Consider the following 14,756-nt stretch of genomic DNA (forward strand, 5'->3'; position numbering starts at 1 on the left):
CAAAGAGACTATTATTTCTTTCTATAATATGTGCCCTTTAACGGCAGGCTCTGTCTGAATACTCCATCCAGCCTGTAGTAAGCGTGAGCACAGGCGGGAGAGGTAGGGATCATGCACAATTCACCGCATCCTTTGGCACCAAAGGAATAAGGCAGTTTATCCTCTTCCTTTGGCTGGCAGAGAATAACTTCCAGTTCAGGTGCCTCGTCTGCTCTCATAAATCCGATGGTTCCGAATTTACTGACAGGATATCCGTTTTCACATTTAAACTCTTCTGTGACGCCGTAACCGATTCCCATGATCATACCGCCTTCAATCTGGCCTTCTACCGATTGAATGTTTACAGGAGTTCCTACATCAAAGGCAGATACTGCCTTGGTGATCTTTCCTTCTTCATTTAAAATAATGACCTGAGTTCCATAGGAATAAGATACGTGGCTCACAGGATTATCCTTGATCGCTCCCAGAGGGTCTGTTTGTGCAGAATATTCTCCAAAGAATTCCTGTCCTTCTAGGTCTGCCAGACTGTTTCCTCTGTCTAAGGCGCATCTCAGATTTTCACCGGCTCTGCGGGCCGCCTCCCCTGTGACAACCGTCTGGCGGGAAGCAGTGGAAGTTCCGGAGTTAGGTGTCCGTATGGTATCTGCCGCTTCAAAGATAAAAAGGGCAGGATCAAGTCCGGATGCATGACAGATTTCGGTTAATGCCATTTGGCCGATTCCCTGGCCCATACAGGAGGCAGAGGTACGGATGTGAACCTTTCCCTGCTCAATGGAAAGAAGGACACGGCCTACATCCATTTTACCCATTCCGGTTCCGGCATTTTTAAAGCCGCAGGCAATTCCTGCATATGGATTGGAATAATAAATATCCTTTACAGCGTCAAGGCAGGCTTCCATATTGGTATTGGGGTCGGCAGTCTGTCCGTTTGGAAGGACATCGCCTGGCTTGATGGCATTCCGTCTGCGGATTTCCCAGGGATCCAGACCGGCCATTTCTGCCAGCAGGTTGATATTCATTTCTGTTGCAAAGCAGCTCTGGGTTACGCCAAATCCGCGGAAAGCGCCGGAAACCACGTTGTTGGTATAAACGGACATACCAAAGATATCAATGTTCTGATAGTTATAAGGACCGGCTGCATGGGTGCAGGCGCGGTGGAGCACTGGGCCTCCTAAAGAAGCATAAGCTCCCGTATCGGCAATGATTACACCCTTCATGGCAGTCAGACGGCCGTTTTCGTCACAGGCTGTGGTGAATTCCATTTCCATGGGATGGCGTTTTACATGGTAATTTAAGGATTCCTGACGGCTGTATTTGATCTTAATAGGTTTTTTGGTATACCAGGCCATTAAGGCAGCATACTGCTGTACCGACATGTCCTCCTTGCCGCCGAAGCCGCCGCCTACTAAAGGTGCATGGCAATGGATCTTTTCTTTTGGAAGGCCCAGCATCTGGGCGCATTCTCTCTGGACGTCATAAATGGACTGGCTGGTAGTATAAATCAGAAGACCGTCTTCTCCTTCAGGAAGTGCCACGCAGCACTCCGGCTCCATGAAACCGTGCTCCTGCCAGGAGGTTTTGTATTTTCTTGTAACCACATATTTTGAATTTTTAATGGCTTCATCTGCATTACCCCGTATCAGGTTTGCACGGCTCATGATGTTGCCGTCTTCATGAATGAGAGGAGCATCTCCCTTTAAAGCCTCATAAGGGCTGGTGATGGCAGGAAGTTCGGTATAATCAACGTCAATGAGAGCCAGGATTTCTTCCAGGGCTTCTGCACGGGTGGCTGCAATGACTGCCAGGGCATTTCCGACGTAGCGGGTGATATCTCCTTCACCCATGAGAACATCCCAGTCCTGCTTGATGTGGCCGATCTTATTACATGGCACATCCTTTTTCGTCAGGATTTCCACACAGTCCGGGTGCTCCAGCGCTTTTGACACGTCGATCCGGTTGATCATGGCCCTTGGATACTTGGAATACAGGCACTTGGCGTATAGCATGCCAGGCAGATACATATCATCGGCAAAGATTCCGGTTCCATTTACTTTTTCTGCAGCATCAATGCGCTTAAAGTATTCGTTCATGTGCAGGGCAGCAGGCGGAAGAGGAATCTCCATTTTCTCTCTGAAAAAGCCGGCAGCAAGAAGAATGGCATCTTCAATCTTTTTATAGCCGGTACAGCGGCATAAATTGCCCTTGATTGCCTTTTTAACTTCAGCTCTTGTAGGAGTGAGATTGGTATCAAGAAGGCTTTTGGCGGAAATGACCATTCCTGGAATACAGAAGCCGCATTGAACAGCCCCTGCCTCTGCAAAGCAGTGCTCATAAATCTTCATTTCTTCCGGGTCAATTCCTTCTACGGTAAGAATATTTTTCCCCTCCAATGTGCTGATTTTGGGGATACAGGCCTTTACTTTCTTTCCGTCAATAAGAACCGTACAGGTTCCGCAGGCGCCTTCGCTGCAGCCATCCTTTGTAGCGGTCAGATGAAGGTCATCACGTAAAAAGCGTAGCAGCTTTTTGTCGTGGGGCGTTTCGTAGTCCCGCCCATTGATGTGTAATATGTACATGTGTGAACTCCTTTCGGCTAAATGCCTTCTTCTTCCAGGAAATCCTTAAGCAGGTTCATACAGACTGCTTTTCGGTATTCTGCAGATACGCGGCCTCTGGTCAATACAAGGCGCTCCCCGTAAGCAGACAGCAGTTCTTCTTTTAAAGCGCTGGCTTCTTTCAGGGTTTTTCCGGAAAGTCTGGCTTCTAAATCCTGAAAACGGAGAACCGTATCGGATACTGCGCCGAATGCGGCAGCCATTTGCTTAATCCGTCCATTCTCTAAAGTCATAAGTCCTGCAAATGAAACGCGGGAGATGGCAAGAGCGTTTCGCCCGCCGACTTTTTTATAATAATAGTTATCCAGGCCACGTTTGGGGATGAGTATCTCCACGATCAGCTCCTCTGGCTTTAAATCCAGTTTTTTTCTTCCCCGATAAAAGTCTTCCACGTTTACGGTCCGCTGTCCGCTGACAGAGGCAAGACGTATTTTGGCACCGCAGACAAATAGAATCAGCACGGAGTCTGCTTTGGCAGATCCATTTCCGATGTTACCGCCAAAGGTTCCCATATTCCGGATTGCGGGGGCAGCAATTTTTGCCACAGCTTCTTTCATAAGCGGGGGGATAAGACCGGATTCCAGTGCCTCTGTAAATGTGACACAGGAACCGATGGAAATATAATCCTCCTGTTCCCGGATGTGTCTTAATTCATCCAATCCGTTTAAGAAAAGATAGGAGACTTCTTTTCTGTTTTCTACCATAAGGTCTGTGCCGCCTGCATAGGGAACGGCATCTGTAGTTTTCCTTATTTCCAGTGCTTCCTGTAAGGAAGCCGGTCTGTAACTCTTTACCATAATCCATTTCCCTCCTTTGCAGCCATATGAATTGCATTTACGATGGCATTGTATCCGGTGCAGCGGCACAGGTTTCCGGATAAGCCTTCCCGTATCTGGCTGTCCGTGGGATGAGGAATCTTACTTAAAAGGGCCTCAGCCGCCATGACCATTCCCGGAATACAGAAGCCGCACTGCACCGCCGATGTACCGGCAAAGGCTTTATTTAATACGGCGAACCGCCCGGTTTCCCGGAATCCTTCCAAGGTGACAATACTGGCACCTTCCACGGCGCCCATAGCTACACAGCAGGAGTTGACCAGTATTCCGTTCATCAGGACGGAACAGGCGCCGCATTCTCCTTCCTTGCATCCGCATTTGACACTGGTCATACGGAAGTCATCTCTTAACACATCCAGAAGACGGTCAGCGGCACTGCCGTCATAGGCAGTTTCCTTTCCGTTTAACAGAAAATTAATTGCTTCCATTATAACCCCTCCTTCATAATCACGTTCATGGTATCCTCTGCGGTAAATGGGGCGTGATTCAGCCTGACTCCATGCCCCAGGGCCTGCTCCACAGCCTCTACATAAGCGGCAGGAACCCCTACCAGCGGCAGTTCTCCGGCCCCTTTGGCCCCGTAAGGTCCGTCAGGATATTTTTCCACATGGAGCATACATGTTAAGTTTGTCACATCGGCGGAAGTGGGTATTAAATAATCGGAGAAGGAATTGTTCCGGATTCTTCCCTTCTGATCGTAATCCATAAATTCGGTAGAAGCATAACCGAGCCCTTGAAGGAATCCGCCTTCCATCTGTCCCATGACAATGTTGTAGTCAATGGGAGTTCCTACATCAAAATTGCCGTAAGCTCCAAGGACCTTTGTCAGCCCAGTATAGGTATCCACCTCCACCTCTACAGCATTGACACCCCAGGCATAGGTTGGATAGGCATCGCCCTGGAATTTATCCAGGTAGAAGGGAATGACAAAATCAGGTTCTTTAAACCGTTCCTCCACGATCTGATCTTCTCCGTCCTTCCACTGGGTGCGCAGCTTGATCGCACAGCGGCGAAGCAGTTCCCCTACTACCATGAGGGAGCGGGAGGCAACGGTAGGGCCTGAGTCCGGGACACGGGCAGTATCCGGATGATCGTAATAGACCTTATCAAGAGGAAGATTTAATTCCCTTGCAACAATTTTGGGAAAGGTTGTACGCAGTCCCTGGCCGATTTCTCCATTGGAGGCCAGAATTTCCACCGTGCCGTCAGGATATTTGTGAAGCCTGCATACGGCCTTGATGATGTCCCGTTCTCCGGAACCGGTAAATCCTGCGCCATGAAAATGCATGGAAATACCTATCCCTCTGCGGTACCGGCCGGATTGCGGCTTTGCATATTCCCGGTGTTTTCTGCGGAAATCACATGCCTGGTCGATCTCTTCGATCATGGAAGGAATGGGTACAGGAAAATGGTATTTTCCGGAGGTGGAAGTGGAGTCCCCCTGTTTAACCATGTGCTTTTCCTTAAATTCCAGGCTGTCGATTCCAAGATCCATTGCAATGTGGTCCATCATCATTTCAACTGCAAAAAATGTCTGGGGAGCGCCGAAGCCCCGATAAGCTCCTGTAGGAGTGGTGTTGGTTTTTAAGGCCCTTCCCCTTACGTGAAGGTTCTCAATGTTATAGATTCCGTTTGAGCAGATAATACCCCGCTGAAGCACTACGGCAGAAAGGGTGGTGTAAGCGCCGCTGTTGAATTTCACATCAATGTCCATGGCGGTCACTTTGCCATCCTTTAAGGCGACCTTGTATCTGCAGAGGGAAGGGTGGCGCTTGGAGGTAAACTCCAAATCCTCCCGGCGGTCAAAGATGCAGCGGACGGGAGCACCGGCCTTTCTGGCAGCTACGGCTACCTGACAACCGAGGATTGACGGAAATGCCTCTTTTCCGCCGAAACCTCCGCCGGTCACATCCTGTTTGATATGTACCTGATCCGGTCCGCAGCCAAGGGCCCGCATTATGGCTCCGTGCACGTAATAGGCACATTGGAGAGAACCGTGGATGAACATTTTTCCGTTTTCCTCAGGTTCCGCCATCATTCCCTGGGTTTCCAGATAGGTCTGGTCCTGATAACCGGTGGTGAATTCTTCTTCATAGACCTTATCAGCTTCACCAAAGGCCTTCTCCATATCCCCTTTGCCATATTCGTAGTCAAAGAAAACGGTATCCGCATTGCCAAGATCCAGGACAGGTTCCAGTTCTTCATAGGAAACCTGGATCTCAGACAGAATGCGGTCCACCACAGCTTCTTCCGGCCCCACTACCATACCGATGGGTTCTCCGATGTATTCTACCGTTTCCCGGGCATAAACAGGCGTATCATCCATGACGATGTTCACATTGTTGTCACCGGGGACATCAGACTTATCGACGTAAAAATAGCCATCGGGAAGCGGTGGCACATTTACATGGGAAAGCCTTGCGCGGGCAACCTTGGAACGAAGCATTTTTCCTACCAAAACCCCATTATCTTCATAGTCTCCTACATAAACAGAGCGGCCCGTCATCTTTGCTTCATGATCTTTTTTAACTACTGGCTCACTGATGTTTTCCATTGTTTCAATACCTCCTTTTAAATTTTGGCCGGACAAAACCGGCTGATGCAGACTTCATAATCTTCCATGGTATCCAGATCCATCCATACGCCGTCATCATCCACGGATACGTGGATGATGGATTCCTCCTGCTGTTTCCATATCTGCCTCAGACCGCCATCTCCTTCAAATTCCAATATGATATCACGGAATCTGTAATCGATCAGGGGAGGGTGTTTCCGGTAGCCCCCCAGAGTGGGAAAGAGGACAGAAGGCCGGTCGCCCGGCCGGGCTTTTAAGAGTTTAAGGAATGTGTTTTTTTTAACAACCGGCATGTCACCTGGAAGCAGAAAAAAAGCTTTGCAACGGGGCATGGAGCGAAGACCATATTTTATGGAGGCCAGCATATCGGTAGTTTCATAGTGAGGATTGCGGGCATAAATGATTTCTTTCCCATAATGAAGGCGAAGAACTGACTCAATATCATTTCCCCGGTAACCAAGAACGATTACGATCTGTTTCACTCCGGCTGCCAGCATGCTGTCAATGGTGCTTTCAATCAGGGTCTTTCCCTTAAAGGGCATCAGCGGTTTAAAATCACCCATGCGGCTGGATAATCCTGCGGCCAGTATGAGTCCGCAGGCAGAACTGGCTCCAAGCATAAAAAATCCCCCCTTTATAACAACATGATGTTTTATAATGTCATTATAAAAGGGGGGGATGAATGTTTCAAATGCTTCCTGGGAAGCACTTGCTTTACCGGAATAATCCGCTGTCACGGAACAGGACAGAAAATTCCTTTTGCGTAAACTGAAATATGTTGTCTTCCAGCTTCTGCCAGGTCCTTAAGAACTGGAGGCCCTGGGGGGTCAGGGTGGTGTTTCCGCCCCGTTTGCCTCCGTGTTTTCGCTCTGCAATGGGATATCCGGTTTCTGCTTCCAGTTTGTTTAACATATCCCAGGCTTTGCCGTAGGATAAGGCCATTCGGTCACAGGCGCTGCGGACGGAATGAGTGTCAAGGATCAGGTACAGCAGAAGTTTGATTCTTGTGTTAAAGAAAACGGATTCTCTTTGGAGGTTTAGTTGAACCGTTGGATGGAGGAGTGCCCGGTTGTGCTCCGCCAGGTGGGCCTCTAACTGCCGGCAGTCCCGCACGCTGATAAAGATTCCGGGGTCATTGACCGGAAGAAAGATGCGGCGGTCAGCCATGGAAGAAATGGCCGCCTTTAAGCCTCCGCTTCCCGAGTAGGCAATGATTTCAGGAACAACTGCCTCAGACAGAACAATGGGGTGTCCGCCTTTGCCATTGCAGAAAGGTGTTACAATATCCCCCCGGGCGGCCAGCAGGCTGTTTAACGTGACAGGTGTGAACATGGGAACATTCACCGGTGTAAAAACCAACCGGTCACATTTTCCCAGTAAATATTTCAGGCCTATTTTTACGGAGTCAATAAGCTCCGGCTGCTCACAGTTCTCATTGGGGATAAAGATCACACCATAGCTGGACAACTGGTATTTTACTTCATCCTCCTCTGCTCCGGTTACGACTACAATGGGAAAAATGCCTGCCTGCTGAAAGGATATAACAATGCGTTTTATTATGGGGATTGTCCCGATCTGCAGCAATGGTTCCGCATCTTTTTTGCTGGCGGCTGCAATGACTCCCCCAATCCGGCTGATTTTCATATGGGGTCCTCCTCCTTAAGTAAATATCTGTTTCAATCATAGCATGCAGCCAGAAGCCGGGCAAGTTCTTGTAACAAGGATCTTGACAGAATTGTTATAGAACATAAGCCTTATTGGAGGATAAAAAACGCTATTAAAATGGTATTTATTGCTGTTTCAGGAATTCATGGGATAAAACTGGATGCAAAATAAGAAAGATGATGTTATGATAAAACAGGTAAGGAGGCAGTACAAAATGGCAGATACTAAAAATGATTTCTCAAAAGGAAACGTAGTGGGCAGCCCTTGCACTGACCGGACTTTGTTTGTGCCTTCCTATCATTTCCGTAGTCATTGCCTTTGCCAATTTGTTGGGCACGCACGTGTAAACTATTATCTGGCAGGGGAATAAGCTTGTCTTAATAGAGGAGGAACAAAATGTATAATTATATTATATTTGATATTGATGGTACAATTTTAGATACTGAAATTGCAGTTCTTTCGTCACTTCAAAAATTATTGCTGGAAGAACTAAATGAAAAATTCAGTTTCGAAGATTTAAGATTTGCTTTAGGTATTCCAGGAGAAGCAGCATTACGCAAACTTGGAATAACCAATCGTTTAGAGTCAATGGAGAAATGGGATAGATATTTTAAAGAATATTTTCATTATGTGAAAGTTTTTGATGATATCAAGGATACTTTAGTTAAATTAGATGAAATGGGAATTTCACTAGGTATAGTTACCTCAAAAACGAAACAGGAGTTTGTAAATGATTTTGTACCTTTTGGTTTAAACGATTACTTCAAATTCGTTGTTTGTGCAGATGATACAGAAAAACATAAACCTGATCCAGAGCCAATTTTAAAATTTATTGAATTGTCAGGAGCAGATCAATCCAAGACAATATATATTGGAGATACGAAATACGATATGGATTGTGCAGTTGGCGCCGGTATCGATTTTGCATTAGCATTATGGGGTGCTAAATCTTCAACAGGTATTAATGCAAATTATATTTTTGAAAATCCCAGACAAATATTTGAACTGATAAACGTTTGATTTGTATTCTTCTGAAAATGTGAATTAAGGGAAGTTCCCATATGAATTGTCATAGTATTAACACGATTCTAAAACAGAGCCAAAATAAAAGGAGAAGAGTATGAAAACCATAACCAGAGATTATATTACAACTGTACTTTCAAAAGGAAATCCCCCCTGCGGCAAGGTCAGGGCAGGAGAGATCGTGACGTTTGAGACCTATGACTGTTTCACGAATCAGTTTCTTCCGGAAGAGGCGACCTTTGAAAATGTGATAAGGAAGCCGGGGAATCCGGCAACAGGGCCCCTCTATATTGAGGGGGCGATGCCGGGAGATATGCTGAAAATCGATATTCTGGATATTGAAATGGGCCCTGTGGGAATTGTCATGCTTGGGCCTGGAAGCGGAAGCGAAAAAGAGGAATTCCCCAGGAAAGTATTAAAGCGGGTGCCTGTAAGGGGAGGATATGCCTACTTTAATGAAAAGGTCAAAATTCCGGTAAAGCCCATGATCGGCGTCATCGGGGTGGCACCGGCAGGCGAGGGCATTTCCACCATTACCCCCATGGATCACGGCGGAAATATGGATTGTACCCAGATTAAAAAGGGCGCGGCCCTGTATCTTCCTGTATTTGTGGAGGGAGCTCTTTTGTCCATGGGAGATTTTCACGCTGTTATGGGAGACGGCGAAGTGGAGGATTGCGGTCTGGAAATAGAAGGACGGGCTGTTGTACGGGTGAGCGTTGTTAGGAATAAAAACTGTGTTCCCTATCCAATGATCGAAACAGAGGATAAGCTTATTACCATTGCATCCAGGGAACAGGTGGAGGAGGCCTGGCGGGCGGCTGCCAGACAGATGTATGAATTCATGAAGGAGAAGGTGGGCATGGATTATGAAGAGGCAGGCATGCTGCTTACCATGACCGGGGACCTTGCAATCTGCCAGACAGTAAACCCTATGAAGACAGTGAGAATGGAACTTCCACGCCATATAACCCAAAGTTATGGTTTTGTTTCCATTTCGGTAGAGTAAAGAAGGCTGAAATTTCTTGACAGTTACCCCTTTTTGGAAGATAATGATAGATAAATTATAAAAACTGACAGATATGCCGGTAAGGGAAAGGAAGAGTATCACATGCAGACAATCAGAATCGAAAAAACAACTTGCCCGAAAGAAAAACCAGGCAAAGATAATCCGTTGACATTTGGAACCATATTTACGGATCACATGTTTGAGGTGGACTATGAAGAGGGAAAAGGCTGGTATGATCCCAGGGTCGTACCATATCATAAGCTGGAACTGGACCCTTCTTCCATGGTATTCCATTACGGACAGGAGATGTTTGAGGGCTTAAAGGCATATAAGACAGAGGAAGGCCGGGTTTTATTGTTCCGTCCGGATAAGAATATTGAACGTGCCAACAGAAGTAACCGCAGGCTTTGTATCCCGGAGATCCCGGAAGATTTGTTTTTAGAGGGATTAAAAACAGTTGTAAGCGTGGATCAGGACTGGATCCCCACAAAACCGGGAACCTCCCTTTATATCAGGCCTTTTGTGATTGCCACGGATCCCTTTCTTGGGGTCAGACCTTCCAATACCTACAAATTCATGATCATTTTATCTCCTGTGGGGGCTTATTATGCCAGCGGCCTTGATCCGGTCAAGATATGGATTGAGGATGAATATGTGAGAGCAGTAAAGGGCGGCATCGGTGAGGCAAAGACCGGTGGAAATTATGTTGCTTCCCTGGCTTCCCAGGTAAAGGCCCATGACGAGGGCTATTCCCAGGTGTTATGGCTTGACGGCGTTCACCGGAAATATATCGAAGAGGTAGGGGCTATGAACATCTTCTTTAAGATGGGCGGCGTAGTCATTACACCGGAGTTAAACGGAAGCATCCTTCCAGGTGTTACCAGGGATTCTGTTATTGCCATGTGTAAAAAATGGGGAGTGGCTGTTGAAGAACGGAAGGTTTCGGTTGATGAAGTGGTCGCGGCGGCAAGATCCGGAGCAATGGAAGAATGCTTTGGCACAGGAACGGCGGCCGTTATATCCCCGGTTGGTGAACTGCGGTTTGAAGAAGAGAGAATGTCTGTGGGAGGCGGAAGGATCGGAGAACTGACCCAGAAGCTTTATGATGCCATTACCGGTATCCAGTTAGGAAGGATAGAAGGACCGGAAGGCTGGACTGTGGAAGTAAAATAAAATATTTATAAGAATTTACCGGCGGGGCTTTAAAAAGCGCCGCCAAAAGCTTTGAGGAACGACAGAAGAAAAAAGGGAGCCGGATATGACAGCGGTACTGATAAAGGCAGTTGCATTTGTATCAATTATTATATTGGGATACCTGCTCAAACGGGCAGGTTTTTTTCAGGCAAAGGATTTTTACCTGGTTTCCAGGATTGTGATCAAGATCACTCTTCCGGCAGCCATTGTTTCTAATTTCAGCAGGATTACCATGGATTATTCCATTCTTTTTGTATGCATAATTGGATTTTTATGCAATTGTGTGACGGTCGCCGCCGGATATGTGATGAATGCCCGAAGATCAAAGGAAGCAAAGGCTTTTGCAATGATCAACATGTCCGGATATAATGTGGGGAATTTTACCATGCCCTTTGTACAAAGCTTTTTAAGTCCGGTTGGATTTGCGGCAACAAGCCTGTTTGATGCCGGAAATGCCCTGATGTGTACAGGGATGACTTATACCCTGGCCAGCATGGTGATCGGAGAGGAAGAAAAGCCTTCTATAAAAAAGACAGTGCTTAGGCTATTTTCCTCGGCTCCTTTTGATGCCTATGTCATTATGACTCTTTTAAGCATATTAAATATAAAGCTGCCTTCTGTTTTGATCACCATTGCGGATACGGCAGGAGGAGCCAATGCGTTTTTAGCCCTTTTCATGCTTGGCATTGGTTTTGAGATCCGTATGGAAAAGGAAAAGATGAGCCATATTCTAAGAATATTAGGGGTGCGGTATATCATTGCGGTTTTAATGGCAGTCGGATTTTATTTCCTGACTCCCTTTGATTTAGATGTGCGCCGGGCACTGGCGATCGTGTCCCTTGGCCCTGTATCCTCGGTGGCGCCTGCTTTTACCGGTTCTTTAAACGGTGATATCGAGACGGCAAGCGCAATCAATTCCCTGTCAATAGTGATCAGCATAGCTGCGATTACGGCAGCTTTGATCATTCTTTTGTAAAAAAATATTTTTATGACGCTTGACAAACGGTTTAAGAGTGTTATAATCTAAAGCTATAAAGCAATATAGAAAAAGCATTGACAAGACAAGTATCATATCAGGAAAGGCCAGAGAGAGGCGTGTTTGGTGAAAGCGTCTTACGGGAATGATATGAGAAGACCAGCTTGGAGCGTCCCGTAATGGGGAACGGTGATTCCGTTATCATCATAAGAAGTGGTTTGAACGTTTAATTTGTTCACTCAAGTAGGGTGGAACCGCGATTTCTTTTAGTAGAATCGTCCCTTTCTGTATGGAAGCATATGGAAAGGGACTTTTTTTATTGGTGCGGGTTTGGCAAAAAAACATTTCACAATAATATGTAAAGGAGATTATGGCAAATGAAGATTACATTAAAAGATGGATCAGTCAAGGAATATGAACAAGCAATGTCAGTGATTGACATCGCTTCCGATATAAGCGAAGGCCTGGCTAGAAATGCCTGCGCAGGCGAGGTGGATGGAAAGGTTGTGGATTTGAGGACCGTTATTGATGGAGACTGCAGTTTAAGTATTCTCACAGTCAGTGATCCGGCAGGTCTTTCTGCTTACCGCCATACGGCTAGCCATATCCTGGCACAGGCAGTAAAAAGGCTATACCCCCAGGCAAAGCTTGCGATTGGGCCTTCCATTGAAAATGGTTTTTATTATGATTTTGAAACCCCTTCCTTTTCTAGAGAAGATCTGGATAAAATCGAAGGCGAGATGAAGAAAATCATAAAGGAAGGGGCAAAAGTCGAACGCTTCACCCTTCCAAGAGAAGAAGCAATTAAATTTATGGAGGAAAAGGGCGAACCTTATAAGGTAGAACTGATTCAGGACCTTCCTGAGGATTCGGAAATTTCCTTCTATCGTCAGGGAGAGTTTACGGACCTTTGTGCAGGACCTCACCTTATGAGCACCAAATCCATCAAGGCATTTAAGCTAACTTCTTCCTCCGGAGCATACTGGAGAGGCAGCGAGAAAAACGCTATGCTGACTCGTGTATACGGCACTGCTTTTGCTAAGAAGGAAGAGTTAAATGAATACCTGGAATATCTGGCAAACATTAAGAACCGGGATCATAACAAACTGGGCCGTGACATGGAGATTTTCGCAACGGTTGATGTAATCGGCCAGGGACTTCCTCTATTAATGCCAAAGGGTGCAAAGATCGTCCAGACTTTACAGAGATGGATCGAGGATGAGGAAGAGAAGCGGGGCTATATGAGAACCAAAACCCCTCTTATGGCCAAAAAAGACTTATATATCATTTCCGACCACTGGGATCACTATAAGGAAGGAATGTTTGTTCTTGGAGATGAGGAAACAGATGATGAGGTATTTGCCCTCCGCCCAATGACCTGCCCGTTCCAGTACTATGTTTATAAACAGAGCCAGAAATCCTATCGTGACCTGCCATGCAGATACGGCGAAACTTCTACTCTGTTCCGTAACGAGGATTCCGGCGAAATGCACGGATTAACCCGTGTCCGCCAGTTTACCATTTCCGAAGGCCACCTGATCGTGCGTCCTGATCAGATTGAAGAGGAATTTAAGGGCTGTGTGGATCTGGCAAAATACTGCCTCACAACACTTGGCCTGGAAGGCGATGTGACCTACCAGATGTCCAAATGGGATCCAAATAAAGCGGATCACTATCTTGGTACACCGGAGATGTGGGATGAAGTGGAAAGCATGATGCGCAAGATTCTTGACCACATCGGAATCGAATATACGGAAGCCTCCGGAGAAGCGGCGTTTTACGGTCCTAAGCTGGATATTCAGGCAAAGAACGTATATGGCAAGGAAGATACAATGATCACCATTCAGCTTGATATGTTCCTGGCAGACCGCTTTGATATGAGCTTCGTGGATAAGGATGGAACAAAGAAGCGTCCTTATATCATCCACAGAACTTCCATGGGCTGTTATGAAAGAACCCTTGCATGGCTGATTGAAAAATACGAAGGAGCATTCCCAACATGGTTATGTCCGGAACAGGTGCGTGTACTTCCTATCTCTGAAAAATACCATGATTATGCCGGAAAAGTTGCGGCTCAGTTAAAGGAAAATGGCATTCTTGCAACAGTTGATGAGCGTGCAGAAAAAATCGGATACAAGATCCGTGAGGCGCGTCTGTCAAAGCTTCCATATATGCTGGTGGTAGGGCAGAAAGAGGAAGAAGAGGGAGTCATGTCTGTCCGCAGCCGTTTTAACGGTGATGAAGGCCAGCGTCCTCTTTCCGATTTCATTGATGATATCTGCCGTGAGATCCGTACAAAGGAAATCAAAAAGGTAAATGTAACAGAAGAAGCAAAATAAAATTAGTCACGGTTTAAGAAAAAGCAGGTACAATTCTCAAAGCATGGCATGGGGCGGAGGGAATATTCGTGAGAATATTTTCCTTCCGCTACGTGCATACTACTCCTGAAACATTATCTTAGGTAAGAATGCCAGGAGGAAATAAACCATGACAAAATTGGATTGTAATGTTACAAGCTGTCTTCACAATTCCGATAATTATTGCTGCAAGTCCGCCATAGTAGTAGAAGGATCCCAGGCAAAGGACAACTATGATACCTGCTGCGGAAGCTTTGACGAGAATAAGGATGGTTCCTTCCATAACTTATTCAAGACTCCGGAAAGCCGTCTGGAAGTGGACTGCGAAGCTGTCAACTGCGTTTATAATGAAGGCCGCCACTGTTCTGCAGAGCATATCGGAATCGCAGGGGATGGTGCGAGTGCAGCAGAGCATACTGAATGCTCAACCTTTAAAGCAAGATAATCATTCAAAAACAAAATGCGCCAGGAGTTCCTGACGCATTTTGTTTTTGAATGATTATGGT

General features: G+C 46.3%; 13 protein-coding genes. 7 read left to right on the forward strand and 6 right to left on the reverse strand.

The features are described 5' to 3' along the window. Positions 1-11: 11 nt before the first annotated feature. The 6 genes from xdh to ABFV83_RS05355 all read right to left on the reverse strand — a co-directional run bounded on the left by xdh (position 12) and on the right by ABFV83_RS05355 (position 7,670). Entirely contained in the window at positions 12-2,576 is a 2,565-nt protein-coding gene (gene xdh, locus ABFV83_RS05330) for a selenium-dependent xanthine dehydrogenase (RefSeq protein ID WP_349947899.1), read from the reverse strand. 17 nt (positions 2,577-2,593) lie between these two features. Next, positions 2,594-3,412: an FAD binding domain-containing protein gene (locus ABFV83_RS05335; RefSeq protein ID WP_349947900.1), complete on the reverse strand. Its 819-nt coding sequence runs from the start codon at positions 3,410-3,412 to the stop codon at positions 2,594-2,596. After that, positions 3,406-3,879 carry a (2Fe-2S)-binding protein gene (locus tag ABFV83_RS05340; RefSeq protein WP_349947901.1) on the reverse strand — a complete coding sequence of 158 codons (474 nt, stop codon included), beginning with the start codon at positions 3,877-3,879 and terminating at the stop codon, positions 3,406-3,408. The genes ABFV83_RS05335 and ABFV83_RS05340 overlap by 7 nt, the downstream gene beginning before the upstream one ends. Next, positions 3,879-6,005, reverse strand: coding sequence for a xanthine dehydrogenase family protein molybdopterin-binding subunit (locus ABFV83_RS05345; RefSeq protein WP_349947902.1), 2,127 nt, complete (start codon positions 6,003-6,005; stop codon positions 3,879-3,881). The genes ABFV83_RS05340 and ABFV83_RS05345 overlap by 1 nt, the downstream gene beginning before the upstream one ends. 17 nt (positions 6,006-6,022) lie before the next feature. Beyond that, positions 6,023-6,646: a nucleotidyltransferase family protein gene (locus tag ABFV83_RS05350; RefSeq protein WP_349947903.1), complete on the reverse strand. Its 624-nt coding sequence runs from the start codon at positions 6,644-6,646 to the stop codon at positions 6,023-6,025. 94 nt (positions 6,647-6,740) lie between these two features. Continuing rightward, the gene (locus ABFV83_RS05355; protein WP_349947904.1) at positions 6,741-7,670 is read right to left on the reverse strand and encodes an NTP transferase domain-containing protein; all 930 of its coding nucleotides are present in this window, start codon (positions 7,668-7,670) and stop codon (positions 6,741-6,743) included. A 235-nt stretch (positions 7,671-7,905) separates the two neighbouring features. Here ABFV83_RS05355 and ABFV83_RS05360 point away from each other — a divergent pair, with 235 nt between their 5' ends. The 7 genes from ABFV83_RS05360 (at position 7,906) to ABFV83_RS05390 (ending at position 14,695) form a co-directional block, all read left to right on the forward strand. Next, positions 7,906-8,061 carry a hypothetical protein gene (locus ABFV83_RS05360; protein WP_349948967.1) on the forward strand — a complete coding sequence of 52 codons (156 nt, stop codon included), beginning with the start codon at positions 7,906-7,908 and terminating at the stop codon, positions 8,059-8,061. Between the two features lie 26 nt (positions 8,062-8,087). Further along, complete coding sequence (locus ABFV83_RS05365) at positions 8,088-8,711, forward strand: HAD family hydrolase (RefSeq protein WP_349947905.1); 624 nt, start codon at positions 8,088-8,090, stop codon at positions 8,709-8,711. A 100-nt stretch (positions 8,712-8,811) separates the two neighbouring features. After that, the gene (locus ABFV83_RS05370) at positions 8,812-9,723 is read left to right on the forward strand and encodes an acetamidase/formamidase family protein (RefSeq protein WP_349947906.1); all 912 of its coding nucleotides are present in this window, start codon (positions 8,812-8,814) and stop codon (positions 9,721-9,723) included. Between the two features lie 102 nt (positions 9,724-9,825). After that, complete coding sequence (locus ABFV83_RS05375) at positions 9,826-10,896, forward strand: branched-chain amino acid aminotransferase (RefSeq protein WP_349947907.1); 1,071 nt, start codon at positions 9,826-9,828, stop codon at positions 10,894-10,896. 85 nt (positions 10,897-10,981) lie between these two features. After that, the gene (locus ABFV83_RS05380; RefSeq protein WP_349947908.1) at positions 10,982-11,893 is read left to right on the forward strand and encodes an AEC family transporter; all 912 of its coding nucleotides are present in this window, start codon (positions 10,982-10,984) and stop codon (positions 11,891-11,893) included. Positions 11,894-12,270: 377 nt separating this feature from the next. Further along, positions 12,271-14,232, forward strand: coding sequence for a threonine--tRNA ligase (gene thrS / locus ABFV83_RS05385; protein ID WP_349947909.1), 1,962 nt, complete (start codon positions 12,271-12,273; stop codon positions 14,230-14,232). A 148-nt stretch (positions 14,233-14,380) separates the two neighbouring features. Beyond that, complete coding sequence (locus tag ABFV83_RS05390) at positions 14,381-14,695, forward strand: DUF1540 domain-containing protein (RefSeq protein ID WP_349947910.1); 315 nt, start codon at positions 14,381-14,383, stop codon at positions 14,693-14,695. Positions 14,696-14,756 lie beyond the last annotated feature (61 nt).

Source organism: Lacrimispora sp. BS-2, from assembly GCF_040207125.1.
Taxonomy (GTDB): Bacteria; Bacillota; Clostridia; order Lachnospirales; family Lachnospiraceae; genus Lacrimispora.